This window comes from Psychrobacillus sp. FSL H8-0484 (genome assembly GCF_038005325.1).
Lineage (GTDB): Bacteria > Bacillota > Bacilli > Bacillales_A > Planococcaceae > Psychrobacillus.
Map to the genome: position 1 here is coordinate 4,090,043 of NZ_JBBOSZ010000001.1, position 16,874 is coordinate 4,106,916.

General features: G+C 34.0%; 15 protein-coding genes and 1 riboswitch. Of the genes, 6 read left to right on the top strand and 9 right to left on the bottom strand.

Features of this window, described 5'->3' with window-relative positions; translation table 11 throughout:
* Window positions 1-2 precede the first annotated feature (2 nt).
* Entirely contained in the window at window positions 3-1,274 is a 1,272-nt protein-coding gene (locus MHH81_RS20235; RefSeq protein ID WP_340924956.1) for a sensor histidine kinase, read from the bottom strand.
* A gap of 209 nt (window positions 1,275-1,483) precedes the next feature.
* Complete coding sequence (locus MHH81_RS20240) at window positions 1,484-4,657, bottom strand: DEAD/DEAH box helicase (protein ID WP_340924959.1); 3,174 nt, start codon at window positions 4,655-4,657, stop codon at window positions 1,484-1,486.
* A gap of 312 nt (window positions 4,658-4,969) precedes the next feature.
* On the opposite strand from MHH81_RS20240, the gene MHH81_RS20245 reads away from it, so the two are divergent.
* The 4 genes from MHH81_RS20245 to MHH81_RS20260 all read left to right on the top strand — a co-directional run bounded on the left by MHH81_RS20245 (window position 4,970) and on the right by MHH81_RS20260 (window position 7,493).
* Entirely contained in the window at window positions 4,970-5,503 is a 534-nt protein-coding gene (locus MHH81_RS20245; protein ID WP_340924961.1) for an ECF transporter S component, read from the top strand.
* A gap of 424 nt (window positions 5,504-5,927) precedes the next feature.
* On the top strand, window positions 5,928-6,380 hold the full coding sequence (locus tag MHH81_RS20250; protein WP_340924964.1) for a helix-turn-helix transcriptional regulator: 453 nt from the start codon (window positions 5,928-5,930) through the stop codon (window positions 6,378-6,380).
* 24 nt (window positions 6,381-6,404) lie between these two features.
* On the top strand, window positions 6,405-6,806 hold the full coding sequence (locus MHH81_RS20255; protein ID WP_340924967.1) for a hypothetical protein: 402 nt from the start codon (window positions 6,405-6,407) through the stop codon (window positions 6,804-6,806).
* Between the two features lie 315 nt (window positions 6,807-7,121).
* Entirely contained in the window at window positions 7,122-7,493 is a 372-nt protein-coding gene (locus MHH81_RS20260; RefSeq protein WP_340924970.1) for a hypothetical protein, read from the top strand.
* Window positions 7,494-7,821: 328 nt separating this feature from the next.
* On the opposite strand, the gene MHH81_RS20265 is transcribed toward MHH81_RS20260, so the two are convergent.
* Complete coding sequence (locus MHH81_RS20265) at window positions 7,822-8,193, bottom strand: winged helix-turn-helix transcriptional regulator (protein WP_340924972.1); 372 nt, start codon at window positions 8,191-8,193, stop codon at window positions 7,822-7,824.
* Between the two features lie 181 nt (window positions 8,194-8,374).
* Between MHH81_RS20265 and MHH81_RS20270 the strand changes: the two genes are divergently transcribed.
* Window positions 8,375-9,586, top strand: a complete 1,212-nt coding sequence (locus MHH81_RS20270) for an MFS transporter (RefSeq protein ID WP_340924975.1) — start codon at window positions 8,375-8,377, stop codon at window positions 9,584-9,586.
* Window positions 9,587-9,660: 74 nt separating this feature from the next.
* A complete protein-coding gene (locus tag MHH81_RS20275; protein WP_340924978.1) occupies window positions 9,661-10,503 on the top strand; it encodes an aldo/keto reductase in 843 nt (280 codons plus the stop codon).
* 708 nt (window positions 10,504-11,211) lie between these two features.
* Here MHH81_RS20275 and MHH81_RS20280 read toward each other — a convergent pair.
* The 6 genes from MHH81_RS20280 to MHH81_RS20305 form a co-directional block, all read right to left on the bottom strand.
* Window positions 11,212-11,844, bottom strand: coding sequence for a hypothetical protein (locus MHH81_RS20280; RefSeq protein ID WP_340924980.1), 633 nt, complete (start codon window positions 11,842-11,844; stop codon window positions 11,212-11,214).
* A 440-nt stretch (window positions 11,845-12,284) separates the two neighbouring features.
* The gene (locus MHH81_RS20285) at window positions 12,285-13,541 is read right to left on the bottom strand and encodes a nucleoside permease (RefSeq protein WP_340924983.1); all 1,257 of its coding nucleotides are present in this window, start codon (window positions 13,539-13,541) and stop codon (window positions 12,285-12,287) included.
* A gap of 251 nt (window positions 13,542-13,792) precedes the next feature.
* A complete protein-coding gene (locus MHH81_RS20290; protein ID WP_211896116.1) occupies window positions 13,793-14,728 on the bottom strand; it encodes a nucleoside hydrolase in 936 nt (311 codons plus the stop codon).
* A 236-nt stretch (window positions 14,729-14,964) separates the two neighbouring features.
* Window positions 14,965-15,066, bottom strand: a riboswitch (purine riboswitch).
* Window positions 15,067-15,522: 456 nt separating this feature from the next.
* Entirely contained in the window at window positions 15,523-15,855 is a 333-nt protein-coding gene (locus MHH81_RS20295; RefSeq protein WP_340924989.1) for a nitrite reductase, read from the bottom strand.
* Between the two features lie 211 nt (window positions 15,856-16,066).
* A complete protein-coding gene (gene rlmH / locus MHH81_RS20300) occupies window positions 16,067-16,546 on the bottom strand; it encodes a 23S rRNA (pseudouridine(1915)-N(3))-methyltransferase RlmH (RefSeq protein ID WP_340924991.1) in 480 nt (159 codons plus the stop codon).
* Between the two features lie 69 nt (window positions 16,547-16,615).
* The gene (locus MHH81_RS20305; protein ID WP_340924994.1) at window positions 16,616-16,801 is read right to left on the bottom strand and encodes a CxxH/CxxC protein; all 186 of its coding nucleotides are present in this window, start codon (window positions 16,799-16,801) and stop codon (window positions 16,616-16,618) included.
* Window positions 16,802-16,874: the final 73 nt, after the last annotated feature.

Here is a 16,874-nt window from a genome sequence, read left to right on the forward strand (position 1 = left end):
ACTCACTTTCTTATATGGTTGGTTGGAATATGAATACGAAAAACTGTTCCTTGCTTACAAGGTTCAATTTCTATTTTACCTGCTAACGTATGAATGATCTCTTTTACATGAGAGAGGCCAATGCCCGTTGCAGCTACTCCTTTTTCATTAAATTTTGTCGTATAGCCCGGTTCAAAAACAATCGATATATCTTCTTTCGTAATACCTATTCCAGAATCTTTTATGATGAACAACGTATTGACCGATTCTTCATAAACATCGATTTCAATTTTCCCTTTTTGTATAATAGCTTCTACCGCATTGGCAGTTATATTATTCAATAAAGCTAAAAGTGGGATTTGTTGATCTGTTTCAAAATCTACAGACATAGAAAGTTGAAAGGAAATATCTTTCTTCAATAGTTCACTATATTTTTCATTCGCATGAATAACAAGCTGCAGTACATCTGAAAGCAAAAGAGGTGTTTCTTTTTTTATTTCAGTAATTTTTTGTAATCCAGCTAAAATTCGCTGAGAATCCTTTTTTACTTCATGAATTTCCTGTGCGATATGTAATGCCTGAACACTTAACAAATGCAATTCATGCTTTTTTAATTGGCGATACAAATCATGACTGGAAGCTGTAATTTGCTCTATATGATTCATCGACTTTTGTAAATAAAGGGTTTCTGAATATAGTTCAGCACCAACGCCAAGCATTTCCTCCACGCGTTTCTTTTGTTCTGTTATGGTAATGGAGCTATACAAGCCAACTACAAAATAACCTCGAAATATAGCCACCCCTATTAATAATGCCCAATCTCGAATCCCTATAATCTCATGATTTAGAAACCAGTAACGTATAAAATGTTCGACGCTATTTGCGATAAATTCAAATCCAATAGCCCAAGCCCCAAGGACAAAAGGAAGAGTTTTATACCTTTCTATTTTTACAATACTAAATCCAAGTGCAAACAAAAAATAAAATAAAAATGCGGGAGCATGATTGGTTACACTTGTCCAAAAAGGATCTAGATGAAAGAGGAGATCTTCTGCAATTCGTACACTAACAACCGCTATACCCGTTATGCAGCCAGTTAAAAGGAGAGAAGCAGGAGGAAAAGTTAAAATTAGTAGAAAGAAAGCAATACTTCCTAATCCAAACCGAAAGGCTTCTCCATTAAAGGGAACTACTTTTAACTCACTTGCTATGACTGTTAGAAAAACAGTTAATACTAGAGCCAACCCACTTTTATTGAATATATTTTGTCGTACAACCTTATTTGTAGAAAACATGGAATTCTCCTATATAACATTTTTACATTCATTCTTAAGTTTCAACGGCAAGAAAATACAATACGAGAATAGGAACAAATCCTAAATTCGCCACATCCATGTAGCAACGGATTCGTGACCAACATCCTGTTGATCCGAGGAGGCTTGGTAGTTCGTCCGTGGAAAGCAAGCGGATTTTCAGCAGGTAACAACATAATCTTTTAATAGAATTAATCAATTAGTAAAATCTCTCTGATATCCTGTTCCGTTATAGAAGATAAGCTTTCTTCTCCATCTTGAAGTACCTCTCCAATTAGGTTTTTCTTTTTTTCTTGAAGGTCATTCATTTTTTCTTCAATAGTTCCACGTGCAACAAGTTTTATTACTTGTACGTCATTTTTCTGGCCCATTCGATAGGCACGATCTGCTGCTTGCTGCTCTACGGCAGGATTCCACCATAAATCATATAAAATGACAGTATCTGCTCCAGTCAAATTTAGTCCAGTCCCACCAGCCTTTAAAGAGATCAGAAACAAGTTTCCTTCTCCATCATTAAACCTATTGCATAAATCTACCCGTTCAGAAGGTGGCGTTTGACCGTCTAAATAGAAATAAGGTACTCCATGATAGCCCAAGTTTCTTCCGATAATATCTAACATCATAGTGAATTGTGAAAAGATTAATACGCGCCTTCCAGCAATTCGACATTCCTCTATAATATTCATTAGTTGATCAAACTTTGCTGAGCGCCCCTTATACCCCTCAACAAATAGAACTGGATGACAACATAATTGTCGTAGCCTAGTTAAACCAGCTAAAATTTTTATACGATTTTTTTGAAAATCGCCTTTTTTTAAATGCTTCAAGGTATCCTCTTTTAGTTCTGCTAGATAAGCTGCATATAATTTTTTCTGTTCCAAATTTAAATCTGATGATTGAATTATTTCAATTTTCTCTGGCAGTTCCTTTAGTACATCTTTTTTTAAACGTCGTAAGATAAAAGGTCGTACTCGTTTAGCTACTTGCGCTCTAGTTAATTCGCTAAAGTCTTTTCTACCTGGCAATAACTTTGGAAAGACCACATGAAAAATGGACCATAGTTCGTCTAAGGAATTTTCTATTGGAGTTCCAGTTAGGGCAAAGTGGTGATTTGCTTTAATTTTTTTAACTGCTTTTGCAGTCAGCGTAGCAGGGTTTTTAAATGTCTGCGCCTCGTCTAGGAATAATGTATGAAAAGAATGCTTCATGTACAAAGTAGCATCGACACGTAACGATGGATATGAAGTAATTATTACATCGAAATCCAACACGTCCTTTAGAATGGAACTTCTTTTTTCTTTACTACCATCAACTATGCATGCTTGTATTTCAGGTGCAAATTTTTTGAATTCATTCATCCAGTTGTAGACAAGAGAGGATGGAGAAACAATTAATATTGGTTTGGTACGGTCTCGTATTTCTGGAAGGACGGATACAATATAAGCTATACTTTGCAGAGTTTTCCCTAGTCCCATATCATCTGCAAGTATACCTCCGAATTTGTACTGAGCAAGCATTTTAAACCATTGAAATCCAACCTTCTGATAATCTCGAAGTACGTGACTTATACTGTCTGGTATTAAAAAGTCTAGATTGTGAGGATTTTTTAAATTCTCCACTAGTTTTTGTATAGCCTTCCCCTTTGTAACTATATTCCCTTCTTGAAGTGTATCTATCCATTGTAATCCACTTATTAAAGGTAGTTGGGTTTCTCCTCTATTAATATCTTCTATGGAAATGTTTAATTCTTGTATAAATTGAAGGAGGTTTTGAAACTCTTTCGTTTCTAAAGATAATAAAGTACCATTCCTCCATTTATAAAATTTTCGTTTTTCTTCTAGCGCTACCAATATTTTTTTGATTTCTGATTCAGGTATACCTTGCATATCAAAGGTAAATGCTAACCAGTTCGTTCGCTCATCCATATTTACCTTGATTTTAGGACCCATATAACCTTTATGGATTCTCAATTTTACAGCGGAAGTTGCATAGATTACTACCCATTTTTCAAATGTTGGGACAACGTGACGTAAGAAATGATACTCGGATTCTTCATCGTGCATATAAAAGCCACCCTCTGTTTGAGTAAACAAGCTATCGTTCATTATCTTCATAATGAGCTGCTCTTTTTCACTTTCTCTTTTTAGGGTAGGGTTGTATAGAAACTGTTTATCCATTTCTTCAAAAGGATTTATCACTAGGTTGCCATACTGAAACTCTAATCCAGCAAGCAGACGATTTTTTACTCTGTCCAAAAATAATTTAACTCTAAGGGGTGTTTTCACAAACCTTTCTGATATTTCCTCTGCAATCTGTACGTGTCCTAACTTCATTAAACCAGGTATAACTGTATCCATAAATTGATTTAGCTGTTCCACTGGAATAAGTAGCTGATGCGTTCCTGATTGATTCAACATATCACTTAGATCTGCTAACCTTTTACAATCCTTTGCTGATAGTTTAATCATTTCCCCTTTATACAGAACATATCCATATGCATTTAATATCAATATATGCTGGAGACCTTTTACTCCTAATTGGAAATGTCCTGATTTTGTTTCCTCCAACTTAAAATCTAAAGGTAATGTTTCATTTGATACTTGCAGACCTTTATAAGTAACACCAGCTTGTTCAACATTGACGAATGGACAAGCTAAAAGTGCTGGCATAAGATACTTCCAGTTATACGGTGATATTATTACAGTATCTTTTTCTACAGAATGATTATCTTCAACAATTTCCCTTAATTCTTTTAGTACTATATTGGTAGTCTGCTGAAAGCTGTGAATAAGAGGGTTATAACTAAAACCAGTAAAGCTATTATATACTTCCCCACTATCCACTTTTTCTAAGAATTCTTTTAATGATGAGATGTTGTATAACTCTTGAAGACCTGCTTTTAACTGAACTCCAATTAAATAGCCCTCACTTTTTGTATAAATTGGTTTGCAAATAAATTTAACGGTAAGAATTTTTCTTGTATCAAAAAGGGTTTGACTTTCACTGGGACGTTTTTTTTCACTGTTAAATAAGCCAAGCACCTGTTTCGCTAACTGACTTTCCTTCTTACTCTCTTGACGTTCTAATTCTTGGATAGACAGAAGAACTGCAGCGACATGTTGACAATAAGTTTGAATAGAGACTAAAGGTGGGCAATTACATTCTGCTAGGACTTCCTCATCCATATCATGTTTTACACGAACATGAAAGATACTCCCACCCTTGACACTAGCTTCTACAATAGACTCGTTCTCTCTATAATTCTGGATATTTACTTTTCCAGCTTGATGATATGATTTCCCTTTTTTAAAAGCTATGTCTCCACACAATTGTTTAATCTTTGTTTCACTTAACACAAAGCTCATTTTTATTTCCTTCCTTAGGCACTTACCCACTTTTATCAATTTCTAACGTCCTAAACACACATCTCTGCGCGTTTCTGCCCTATTTCTTGTAATTTTACACTTCCGAGTATTGTTAAGCTAATTTCCGATTCTTCTACAAACTGACACCTAAGTTTTTTGCTAAATTGACACTTTTAAAAACACCAACCCTTTGCTAAGATAATCAGTAAATTCAAAAACTGATTTACAAACTAAGGATTTCAATGGAAAAGTCAACCTTGCATAACTATTCCTTGATGCCTATACAGAAAAAATAAAGGATGGTTTATGACTATGAAAACAACAACAGGTTACTCAAAATCACACACTTTTGATTTGATCATAACAGCAATGTTAATTTCACTCGTATTCGTTGCAACTCTCACTTTAAATATCAAACTACCTATCGCTGCAAATGGCGGGTTGGTTCATCTTGGAACAGCCATGCTCTTTATCGCATCTATTCTTTTTGGTCCTAAAAAAGGAGCACTCGCTGGTGCTATTGGTATGGGTTTATTTGACTTAGTATCTGGTTGGACATTGTGGGCACCTTTCACCATTGTGGCACGTGGCTTGCAAGGATATTTAGTTGGAAAAATTGCTTGGTCGATGGGCCACAAAGGAAACAGTATTGCTTTTAATTTAGTAGCTACCATCGTTTCGATTCCCTTTATGTTAGCTGTTTATTACATTTGTGAACGGGTTCTATATGGTAGTTGGATTATACCAGTGGCTTCTATACCTGGAAACATAGTTCAAAATGTTGTGGGGATCATTATAGCCATTCCAGTTTGTGTTTTGTTGAAAAAAGTTTCTGTTTTTAAATAGTTGAGTCAATTTCATAATTGATTCCCGCTATAGGCGGACGCTTTCCGCGGGGTGAACGAAGTGATAAATGTTCGTATTTTAATGACAAAGTACTATTTATGAAATTAACTCATATTAGAAAAATGCACAACAATATAAATATTTTCTTTTAACCAATTTAATATGACATAAAAAGGTCAGCTATTACCATAACAGTCTAAAACTTTATGGTAATAGCTGACCTTTTCTATACTATTAATTTTATTCGATTCATTTTTTAGCCAATGATTATATCTGTTCCACACATTGTACAACTAAAAGAAGGTTGTTATCAAAATTAAGAAAACATCCTTTAATATGTTATGCGCTATTTACAAAAGGTAAATAACGGTGTAATATTACACTATTAGTAGAATTTAACACTATTAAATGGAGGTGATGTTAATTGAATAAAGAAACTGTAATTGCTTTGATTTCTAAGAATGTTCGACTAATTCGTCTTGAAAAAGGATATTCTCAAGAAAAAATGGCTACTGTTCTAGGAATTTCTAAAAAGACACTGGTTCAAGTTGAAAAAGAAAGAACATCAATTGGTTGGACGAATGCAGTTGTAGTTTGTGCCTTATTTAAGGATAGTCAAATCCTAGAACACATTTTAGGAGAAGAACCTTTTGAAGTAATTGAAACACTAGCTCACGATGGTATGAATACTCCAAAAGTAAAAACATTAGGAGGAAAAATGTTTTGGAATGAGATTGCGAAAAAAGGAAAATTTCGAGTACAACAAAATGTGATCAGCCAACATTATCGTATTTTAGATGATAGTGATTATCGTTGGTATAGCACGTTTGAAGTAGAAGAAGTCATGAATCATTTTCACGAATTAACTAATGAGTAATTAAATTTTTAAGGAGTAATTAAAATGGAGAAAAACAAGAAAGTCGTTATATTAAACATACTATTAGTAGGTACTATCATACTAAATCTTTTTATCTTTACTTCACGTATGCGCTTTTTCCCTTGGTTTATTGAAGATGCATGGGGATATTTAGGTGTATTCCTTACTGCACCAATCTTAATAGGTATATATTTCATGCTAAGACATTTTCACAAGCAACAACTAGTCACAAGCACAAATAAGGTAATTCCATTATTTGTCGCAGCAACATCATTGATTATTGTATTTATGCCGACAACTGACTTTTTAAATATTGTTGCCATTGTAATTAACGCAGCTTCAGTATTTTTAGCAGCAAATTTCCTATTCAATCAAAATGGGGGAAAAAATAATTATGGATTTAGTAGACTAAAAAATCAGAGCTGAATCTCTCTTAGAGCAGAAGATTCGACTCATTTTATATCGAAATTTGTTTAGCGTATGTTTTCGTTAAAATGTGGGCGGGACTCCATCTCCATCAACTTAAAATTTAAGGTTATGTTAAATGAAAAGGTTGATTTATCATAAATTAATAAATGGGTTAGCTTAATTGGATAATAATATTAAAATAAGAAAAAGATTGTGAAGGAACCTATTTTAACTAACGCTGAAATAGAGTTGAATAGTTTTTCCTAAAAATCACAATATGAAATTATTAAAAGTAAAGGTTCAATTAATTATATATATCCAAAGGAGGACGACATGAAGACCTTGTGGTTAATACTTACTTTAATACCTGCTCCATTCTTGTTTCACTTTTATGAATATGGTCAACATGTTAAGCGTGAAGAAGCATCTTTTCTATTTTTAGGTTCTGTAATCTTTGTTATTATAATTGGGCTTTTATCGGGTCAAATAAGAATTCGTTACGTTATTTTGGTTAATGTTATAACGGGGTTATTATCAATGTTTTTGGCTATGTATTTTATCCCTAACGACGGTGGCTGGTTTAAGCCAGTAGGTAGAGATGTTGCAGTAATCATTGTTGCAGTTGTTTTTTTAGTGGGACAATTAATAGTAAGGTCTTTGTCAAGACCATTCTTCGTTAAGGAAATGGATAGGAAAATACAATAAGCTTGGAGATACATTTCCTAGCTTATTTTTATGTGAATTTTTATTTGCCTATGAAACAAATTATGGTTTATTCAAAATCAACCAATAACTTTAACATATTCAGGCTTCTACCCCATTCAAAAACAACAATCATTTAGAAAACAGCCTTTTTTAAAAACCCTAAACGTTTTTCCTATTGGTAGCACAATTTTTTCGAAACATATGTTTATCAGGATCGCTCCTGAACCATAGAAGGATAGCAAAGCAGGGAACAATTCTGATACAGCAGCCACCTGATAGGTTGTTATATACAGAATAGGAAAGAAATATTTTCAAATTCCCTAGTTCATTATTTTAGATGTTCATTTAGAACGTTCTCTTCCAGGACATCAAATGTATCGCCATACACTTTGATAATATGCTTTTCTCCCCATGTACATAGCGAATTTAAGATACTTTGTAAGCTCCATCCATATTCACTTAGCTCATACTCCACTTTTGGAGGAATTTGGTGATAAACAATTCTATTAATGACTCCATCTTCCTCTAATTCGCGTAATTGTTGGGTTAACATCTTCTGTGTAATATCTGGCATAAGACGTTTCAATTCACTTGTTCGTTTCTTACCGTGTGTTAAATGGCATAGAATCACACATTTCCACTTTCCTCCTATCACTTCTAGCGTCGCTTCTACTGAAATATTGTATTTCTTTTTCTTCATATATTTTTCCTCCTCATGTATAGGAACTTAAAAGTACCTATAGTACTTTTAAGTGCGTACTTCTCTATTTATTTCATATGTATCATAATAGCATTTATCGGTTGAGTTTTAATGTAATTATTTTTTAGTTTACTTAAAACAAGATCGTTCATACATTACCCAATTATTAAGGAGGAGAAAAATGTCTGTAGATAAAAAACAAAGTACATTAGCGCTGTTAGCCTTAGCTATTAGTGCATTTGCAATAGGAACAACAGAATTTATCAGTGTAGGTCTATTACCATTAATAGCGAATGATTTACAAATATCTGTTACGACAGCAGGCTTAACAGTTTCCTTATATGCATTAGGAGTAACATTTGGGGCACCGATTCTAACATCCATTACCTCTAGTATGTCACGAAAATCATTACTACTTTGGATTATGGTTATTTTTATTATAGGCAATAGTATTGCTGCTAGTGCGACAAGCATTGGTGTGTTACTTGTTGCTCGTGTTATTTCTGCCTTTTCACATGGAGTTTTTATGTCCATTGGCTCTACCATCGCTGCAGATTTAGTACCAGAAAATCGAAGAGCTAGTGCCATATCCATTATGTTTTCAGGACTCACGGTAGCCACTGTAACAGGTGTACCATTGGGAACATTTATTGGACAACAATTTGGTTGGAGAATGGCCTTTATCATCATCATTGTCATCGGAGTTATAGCCTTAATCGCGAATAGTATCCTGATTCCATCTAGTTTACAAAAAGGTACTCGTACAACGTTTCGTGATCAGTTCAAATTAGTGACAAATGGTCGCTTATTACTTTTATTTATGATTACTGCCTTAGGTTATGGAGGAACATTCGTTGTCTTTACTTATCTATCACCGATGCTACAGGAAATAACAGGATATAAAGAAGGAACAGTTGCTGTGATTCTTCTTGTATATGGTATTGCGATCGCTATTGGCAACATGGTAGGTGGAAAGCTGTCTAATCACAATCCGATTAGAGCATTATTTTACATGTTTATTGTACAAGCGGTGATACTATTTATCCTGACGTTTACGGCACCATTTAAAATAGCAGGATTGATTACCATTTTCTTAATGGGGGTTCTAGCTTTTATGAATGTGCCGGGATTACAAGTGTATGTGGTCATGTTAGCAGAACGATTTGTACCTACTGCAGTAGATATGGCGTCGGCCATCAATATTGCTGCATTTAACGCTGGAATTGCAATTGGATCCTACTTAGGTGGTATTATCACAGACTCTATTGGACTGATTCACACCTCTTGGGTAGGAGCACTTATGGTACTGATAGCTGCCATCCTTGCAGGTTGGAGTGCATCCCTGGAAAGAAAAGACCAAAAAGGGGATAAATTGAAGGAGGTGGTTTCCTAAGTAATAAATGTGTGAAATCACCAAATATAGAACGATCTCATTTCTCATAATAAAAATTTGGAGGTTTATTTATAATGATTAAAAACATACAAGATACAACTACTTTGCATAATGGTGTAAAAATGCCTTGGTTTGGAATTGGGGTGTTTAAAGTAGAAGAAGGTCCTGAACTGGTTAATGCCGTTAAATTTGCAATTAAACATGGGTATCGTAGTATTGATACAGCAGCTATTTATGAAAATGAAGAAGGAGTTGGACAAGCTATTCGAGAAGGGATAAATGAAGCTGGTATCCCAAGAGAAGAACTATTTATAACATCGAAAGTTTGGAATTCTGACTTAGGTTACGAATCAACTATAGAAGCTTATGAAACAAGCCTAAAGAAACTTGATCTTGAGTATTTAGATTTATACCTTATTCACTGGCCAGTAGAAGGAAAATATAAGGAAGCTTGGCGTGCATTAGAGACTCTTTATAAAGAAGGAAGAGTAAAGGCTATTGGAGTAAGTAACTTCCAAGCCCACCATCTAGAGGACTTAATGAAGGATGCTGAAATTAAACCGATGGTCAACCAGGTAGAATACCATCCACGTTTAACTCAGAAAGAAATTCAAGCCTTTTGTCAAGAACATGGAATTCAGTTAGAAGCTTGGTCACCTTTAATGCAAGGTCAATTATTAGATAATCTAGTATTACAAGAAATTGCAAATAAGTATAACAAGACCATTGCCCAAATTATTTTACGATGGGATTTACAAAATGGTGTTGTAACCATTCCAAAATCCACGAAGGAATATCGAATTGTTGAGAACTCAACTGTATTTGACTTCGAACTAACAAAAGAAGAGATGCAGCGAATTGATGAGCTAAATCAAAATCATCGAGTAGGGCCAGACCCTGACAACTTTGATTTTTAAATAAAAAAGGGCATAGATAACATTAAAAAACAGACACTTTTCCTCTAATAAATGAACTGCACCCCAATTTTTAGACACATCTATCAATTGGAGGTGTAGTTTTTTATGGATAAATATACTTTAGAACAAAATTAGCTGCTGTTCATGAGGGTACATTTGAGATAATACATAGTAGTTTTAATCGAATTCATTTCTAAGTCCTCCTAATATATAAAGCCACTGATGCTTTAAGTCAGAAAAAGGTGAAGATGCTATTAGCAAGAGAAAATACCTTTATCTACAAGGGGACAGCTAATAAACAAAAAACCGGACCTGAACATCCCTTCCCAGGATATCTAACATTATTGGATATCCTATATTTGAGAAATGATTATGGACAGACTACAAAAAATAGGATAATGAACTTGGGTTATAATTTACCTTAACTCTTTCTAATAGAAAAGCGTAGAGTATTAGATTACCTAGGTTTAGCTATTGTTGATTCTAATCCGTTTATTTCAGGCTTTATATCATTCAGTTCCTTCCTAGAATACTAAATCAAACAAAAAACCTCACTTACTTGTGGTACTGTTCCCCGTTATAAATCAATATGAGGTTATCTTATGACGGTTTCAGAATTTCTTTCAGTACCTCTATCTTCTGATTTCTTAATTGGCATGGAACAGCTTTGGCATTTTTTATATTCTTTCATCATAGTTCCTCCACATTTTATCCATTCTGCCCTAGTACTTTATAATTTTTTTTAATTCTTTTTAATTGAGGTGCTGTAAGTTCATTTTCTCTTCGCTTTAACAAAGTTAAAAATGCTTCTTTATTATCATTATTAGCAGCTATTAGAGTACTCTCAGCGTGTTGTGGGAGTTCTTTAGATCTGCAAGTTTCTAAATGATGAAGCAGGAAAGGAAAAATTCGTTCATTGTTTTCCTTGCTTGCGGATGCTAACTTTGCTAAAGTTAATACCCCTTTATCAACAGTAATAACAGATCCAGTTTTTATAGTTGAAAAAATCGTTTCAAGATGCTCCATCATAATCGTAGATGACACTGTTGCAATGCTAGATAATGCTGTCATTGCCCCCCAAACTAAACGGTTATTTCTACTTTTTAGTAAATTTATAAAGGTTAAAGCGAATTCACTTATAAGTTCTGGTTTAACTTCTCCAATTTCATATGCTACTTTAATACAATCTTGCTGAATTCCTTTATCCTTATTAGATAAGTTTTGTATAACTTCTTTTATACCTTCAAGATTATGATCGCTAACTAACTCCTGTGCTAGTTCCATATTTGGTTCTTCATCACGACGTTGTAACTTCGAAGCTAGCTTAGGTACTATCGTCATATTATCCCTCTTTTACGTTGATATCATTCTATTCACATAATATCATATTAATCAGACAATATTATGGATTAAGTTTTACAGTATTTATTGGGACAAAGATTTATAAAAAAGAAGAAATACACGAGTTCCATTTAAGAAAATCGTTTAAAAGAATCATCAGAAAAGGGAAGCAACATAAGCTTGGCATGCTTCCTATTGTATCCCCAGAAGAACAAAAATCTTCCTATGGCATAATTAATGAGATTACAGTTATCCCTTTATACAAAATTAAAAAAAGAAGTATCAAGAACGTTTAGTTGTTCTTTGATACTTCTATTAAAAAAACTGACTATGTGCTTACTAATGGTTGTGTTTCTTATGCAATTTTTAGTAATATTTTTTATTACATTCCAAACCAAATATCGTTTCAAAGCAGAAACAAAAATGATAAAGAATATCTATTAAGCAACATTATTTACATTCTTAATTGCATCACGGTCATTCTTGTATTTAAAACTTACAGCAAAAACGATTGCAAGGACGAATGTATATCCTGCAAAAACTAACCAGATATTTTGCCAATCCTTCACTCCGTTAATTGTAAAATAATCCACCAGTTTCCCACTAAGAACAGCGCCTACATAGGCACCGATTCCGTTAACCATTGTCATGAATAAGCCTTGTGCACTTCCACGAATTCGATGATCCACTTCCTTTTCAACAAACATAGATCCGGAAATATTAAAGAAGTCAAATGCAGCACCATATACAACCATTGATAATAGCAATAAAATGATTCCTACATTAGATGGGTCGCCAAAGGCGAAAAGAATAAAGCGTAATGTCCACGCCACCATACTCAACAACATTACCGTCTTAATTCCAAATTTACGTAAGAAAAAAGGAATGGCAAGAATAAAGAATACTTCAGCAATTTGTCCCATTGATAATAAAATTGCTGGATATTTAACAACAAGACTATCTTTATAATTACTGATTGACGCAAAATCATGTAAAAATGGGTCAGCAAATGCAATGTTAATTTGCAACGCAGCACCTAACAGCATAGCAAAAATGAAAAAGATAGCCATTCTCTTTTGCTTAAATAATACGAAAGCATCTAGACCTAAAAGACTTACTAACGACTTATCCTTTTTGACATTTGATGTTGGACAATCTGGCAGTGTAAATGAATAAAGTGCAAGTAAGAAGGAAGCCCCCGCAGCTATATAAAGCTGGATGTTGCTTAACTCAAATCCACCAAGACTTATTACCCACATTGCAAGAATAAAACTAATTGTTCCAAAAACACGAACAGAAGGGAAGCCTTTCGTTGTATCAAGCCCTTCTTTTTCTAAGCAAAAATATGAAATCGTATAAGATAGAGAAATCGTCGGCATGTAAACCATTGCGTTAAAAAGCATAGCCCAAAACATAAGATTAGGTTCTGAAATCCCCGCTGCTGAAAATAAGAAAACCGCTCCAAGGAAATGGCAAATTCCATATAATCTATTTGCCTTTATCCAACGATCTGCAATAATCCCTACAAGACTTGGCATTAGAAGAGAAGCAAGCCCTATTGTGCTATAAACACTTCCAACTTGTGTGCCGGAAAATTGCAAAGTATTGAACATATATGAGCCAAGTGTAACAATCCAACATCCCCAAATAAAAAACTGAAGAGACATCATAATTTTAAGTCGTGATTTTATAGTCATTTTTTCCTCCAACAATGCTTTTTGTGATGAAACTAAACTTTCTAAACTCTTTTTTTAAAATCTTGATATTAAATTATAGCTATGTATTAATTATCCGAAAATTCTGTTAATTATATCTATAATATTAGTATTTGACTTACTCACTCTATAATTTTTTCTATAAAAAATACTATCAATTGTATTGATCGTAATACATTAAGAACTTCTCTCTAAATGTACTACGATCAATGGTTCACAAACACGAATGTTCTTTAAGCTTTTTTAGATAATTCAGTAATATAATCGAAGAAATCACTAGAATTTACATCATAAACCACATTTACTGGGCGACCATTGTCTTTTTCTTCTGTACGCCCTTGACTCGGCCCATCTGTATGCACGATACTATTAATTCTCTTCACTTTTACAAGATCACTATTACCAACAAACGCTGTTGTTAAGACATCCCATAAAAAATATGTTGAGTTTGTTGTAAAATGAACCAACGGCGGGCACATCGCATAACATTGGCCAATAAAATCAACACCGAGGTGTTTGCGTTCAGATGCCCAACGATTACGTATATCTACTGTAAGAGGTACCTGGCTAGTGCTTTCAAGCGCTACTAAATCAATTTCTATACTACTTTTCCATACTCGACCAGCTGCTTCAGGGTCCCAAAACACATTCCATTCCGCTGTCCCATCATGTTCGGGCTCTTCTACATTTCCTACATCACGAAATGTGCCACCCATCCATACGAGTCGATCGATTTTTTCTTCAATAGAAGGGTCTTCATCAAGTGCACGAGCAAGATCCGTAAGTGGACCGGTGAATAAAAGAGTAGTTTTTTCATCTGAAGCGTGAATTGCATCTATCATATGAAGATGGGCTGGTTTCTCCGCTACCGGTGTAACAATCTTTCCGGATTCATTTAATATTGGCAAGGCATCCACAGTAAAAGCATGCAAACGCCAATCTTTAGGAAAAGGATTTTTTCCGCGAGAATTTGACTCTGCTACATCTAAACTGCCTTTTCCAAAGCGATCAATGATTTTTCGGCTTGCAAACATAGCTGGTTCTAAATAACAATCAGCTGGAATGACGGAAACACCAGTTAGTTCAACGGTATCCATTTGTAGTAATAAAAATAGAGAAACTAGATCATCCACACCGCCATCATGATTAAAGTAAATTTTCTTTTTCATTCTTTCTCAATCCTTCACATTGAATTTATTTATAGCTTACGAATTGATCCAACTGTTTTCCCAGCGCTGGAATGGATCACACTTTATTACACATTAAGAGCGAAGAAAACTTTCTTGGTATGTCACTTTGCATAATAAAATCTAGAATTAAATATTGCTTAAACGATAAAAAAACGCTCCGATATCTACCGGAGCGTTTGACTAGGGCGTGAGTAAATAAGAAAGAGACTCCCTCTTTCATTTAACACTTACCTCGTAGTCAAGCCCTTTACGGCAGCTTGGTAGAAACTTTTGGGCCATATTCCCAATATTATACGACATAATTCTACATTAAATTTACATTTATCATAGCAACAATTTAAAGTATCGTCAATAAAAAAATAAACAATTGTTTATAACTAAAACAATTGTTTATTTTTTATAAATATAATATATTAAACGATATACTTTTATATGTCCCTCTATGTTCCTAGTCCCATATATGAACTGTCTATCAGCATAGACTTCCAAAATATAAGATATATTTATGTCGAAGGATTCGACAAAATGCTGGTGGTGACAGGACAGGCACCTATGTTTAATGCATCGATGTCTCACTAATCATAAAACAGGTCAGGGTATTTGTATGAAAAAGGGTAATCGCTAAAGAGTTGGTAAGAAAATATAAGATTTTTTCATAATTTTAGCAGAAATACAACTTTGTATATTTCTGCTTTTAAGTCTGATTAGCCTCATTTACTTGTGATACGGCTCTCCGTAACTAGACTATATGCGGTTTTGAAATTATATAAATGCTACGCTTTATTTCGCAGTCGAGCAACTTCTTCTAACAAAAGGATTAACCTTTCTTTTTCTCGCTCACTTCTAATTAGCCTAGAGACACGAATAGAACTTTCTAAATATCTTCTGACTTTTAAACTCATGAAAAAAGAACGTCTATGTTCTTCTTTTTCATATAACTCATTAAACCATGAAAAAGCTTTTAATCTTTCTATATTCTTTTCGATTTTCACTGTATTTAAGCTGATACTTCCGAAAGTAAAAAGATTTGTGCTAGAACTTAAGCTAAGAAAAACACCAAATAGAATGATAAAAAACGAACCAATCCATCTCCAAACTTTTTTCATGAAAAATCCTCCCAGGTATTTTCATGGTTAGTTTATCACATCTGTATAAAAGTTCTTATTTTAGGTTAATTACTCACGTTTTACTCCAACATTATATGATTGTTGTATCCTTAACCTAAATAACATTCCCAAATAAAAATTTAATAAATCACAAAACCACCTAGAACGTTGTCATATCAACGTTCTAGGTGGTCCTTTTCATAAAACGCACTTACTTATGGTACGGTTCGTTTTTAATAATTCGGAAGGCTCGGTAGATCTGCTCTACCAGTACTAACTTCATTAGCTGGTGTGGCAAAGTCATTTTACTAAATGAAAGCTTTTCATCCGCTCGCTTCATTACATCTTCGTGCAGACCAAGTGATCCTCCAATAACAAATGCGATTTTGCTTCGTCCATAAGTCATCAGTGATTCTAAATCACTTGCAAGCTGCTCCGAGGATTTCATTTTTCCTTCAATAGCCAGAGCAATGACATACGTATCGGCTCCAATTTTCGCTAGAATACGGTCAGCTTCTTTTTTCTTCACAATTTCCATATCTGCTGGACTTAGTTGTTCTGGAGCTTTTTCATCCGGTACTTCCACTACATCTACTTTTGCGTAAGCCCCTAAACGTTTTGTGTATTCCTCTATCCCCATTTTCAAATACTTTTCTTTTAACTTTCCAACTGATACAATTTGTATATTCACAGGTTATCCACCTTTACAATTCATTTACAAACAAGTTATACACATAATTTATCCACATATCCACAACACTTATCTACATATTGTGTCGTCATTTTCATTTGCCACAATATATATTGCCGATCCATCGCAGTATGTACACTTTGTGGATAACTTTTTATCTTCTTTTAGTTCTTCCATCATTGGGAAGGTTTTTTGTTCTGCAACAAACATGTCTAAAGCTTGATTTATATGGACTTCGCAACTGAATATTCTCAATTTTTAACATCCTTTCTTTTTCCGAATAATTAATGTAGTTATTCACAAATGATTCGTTCTTATCCACAACCTA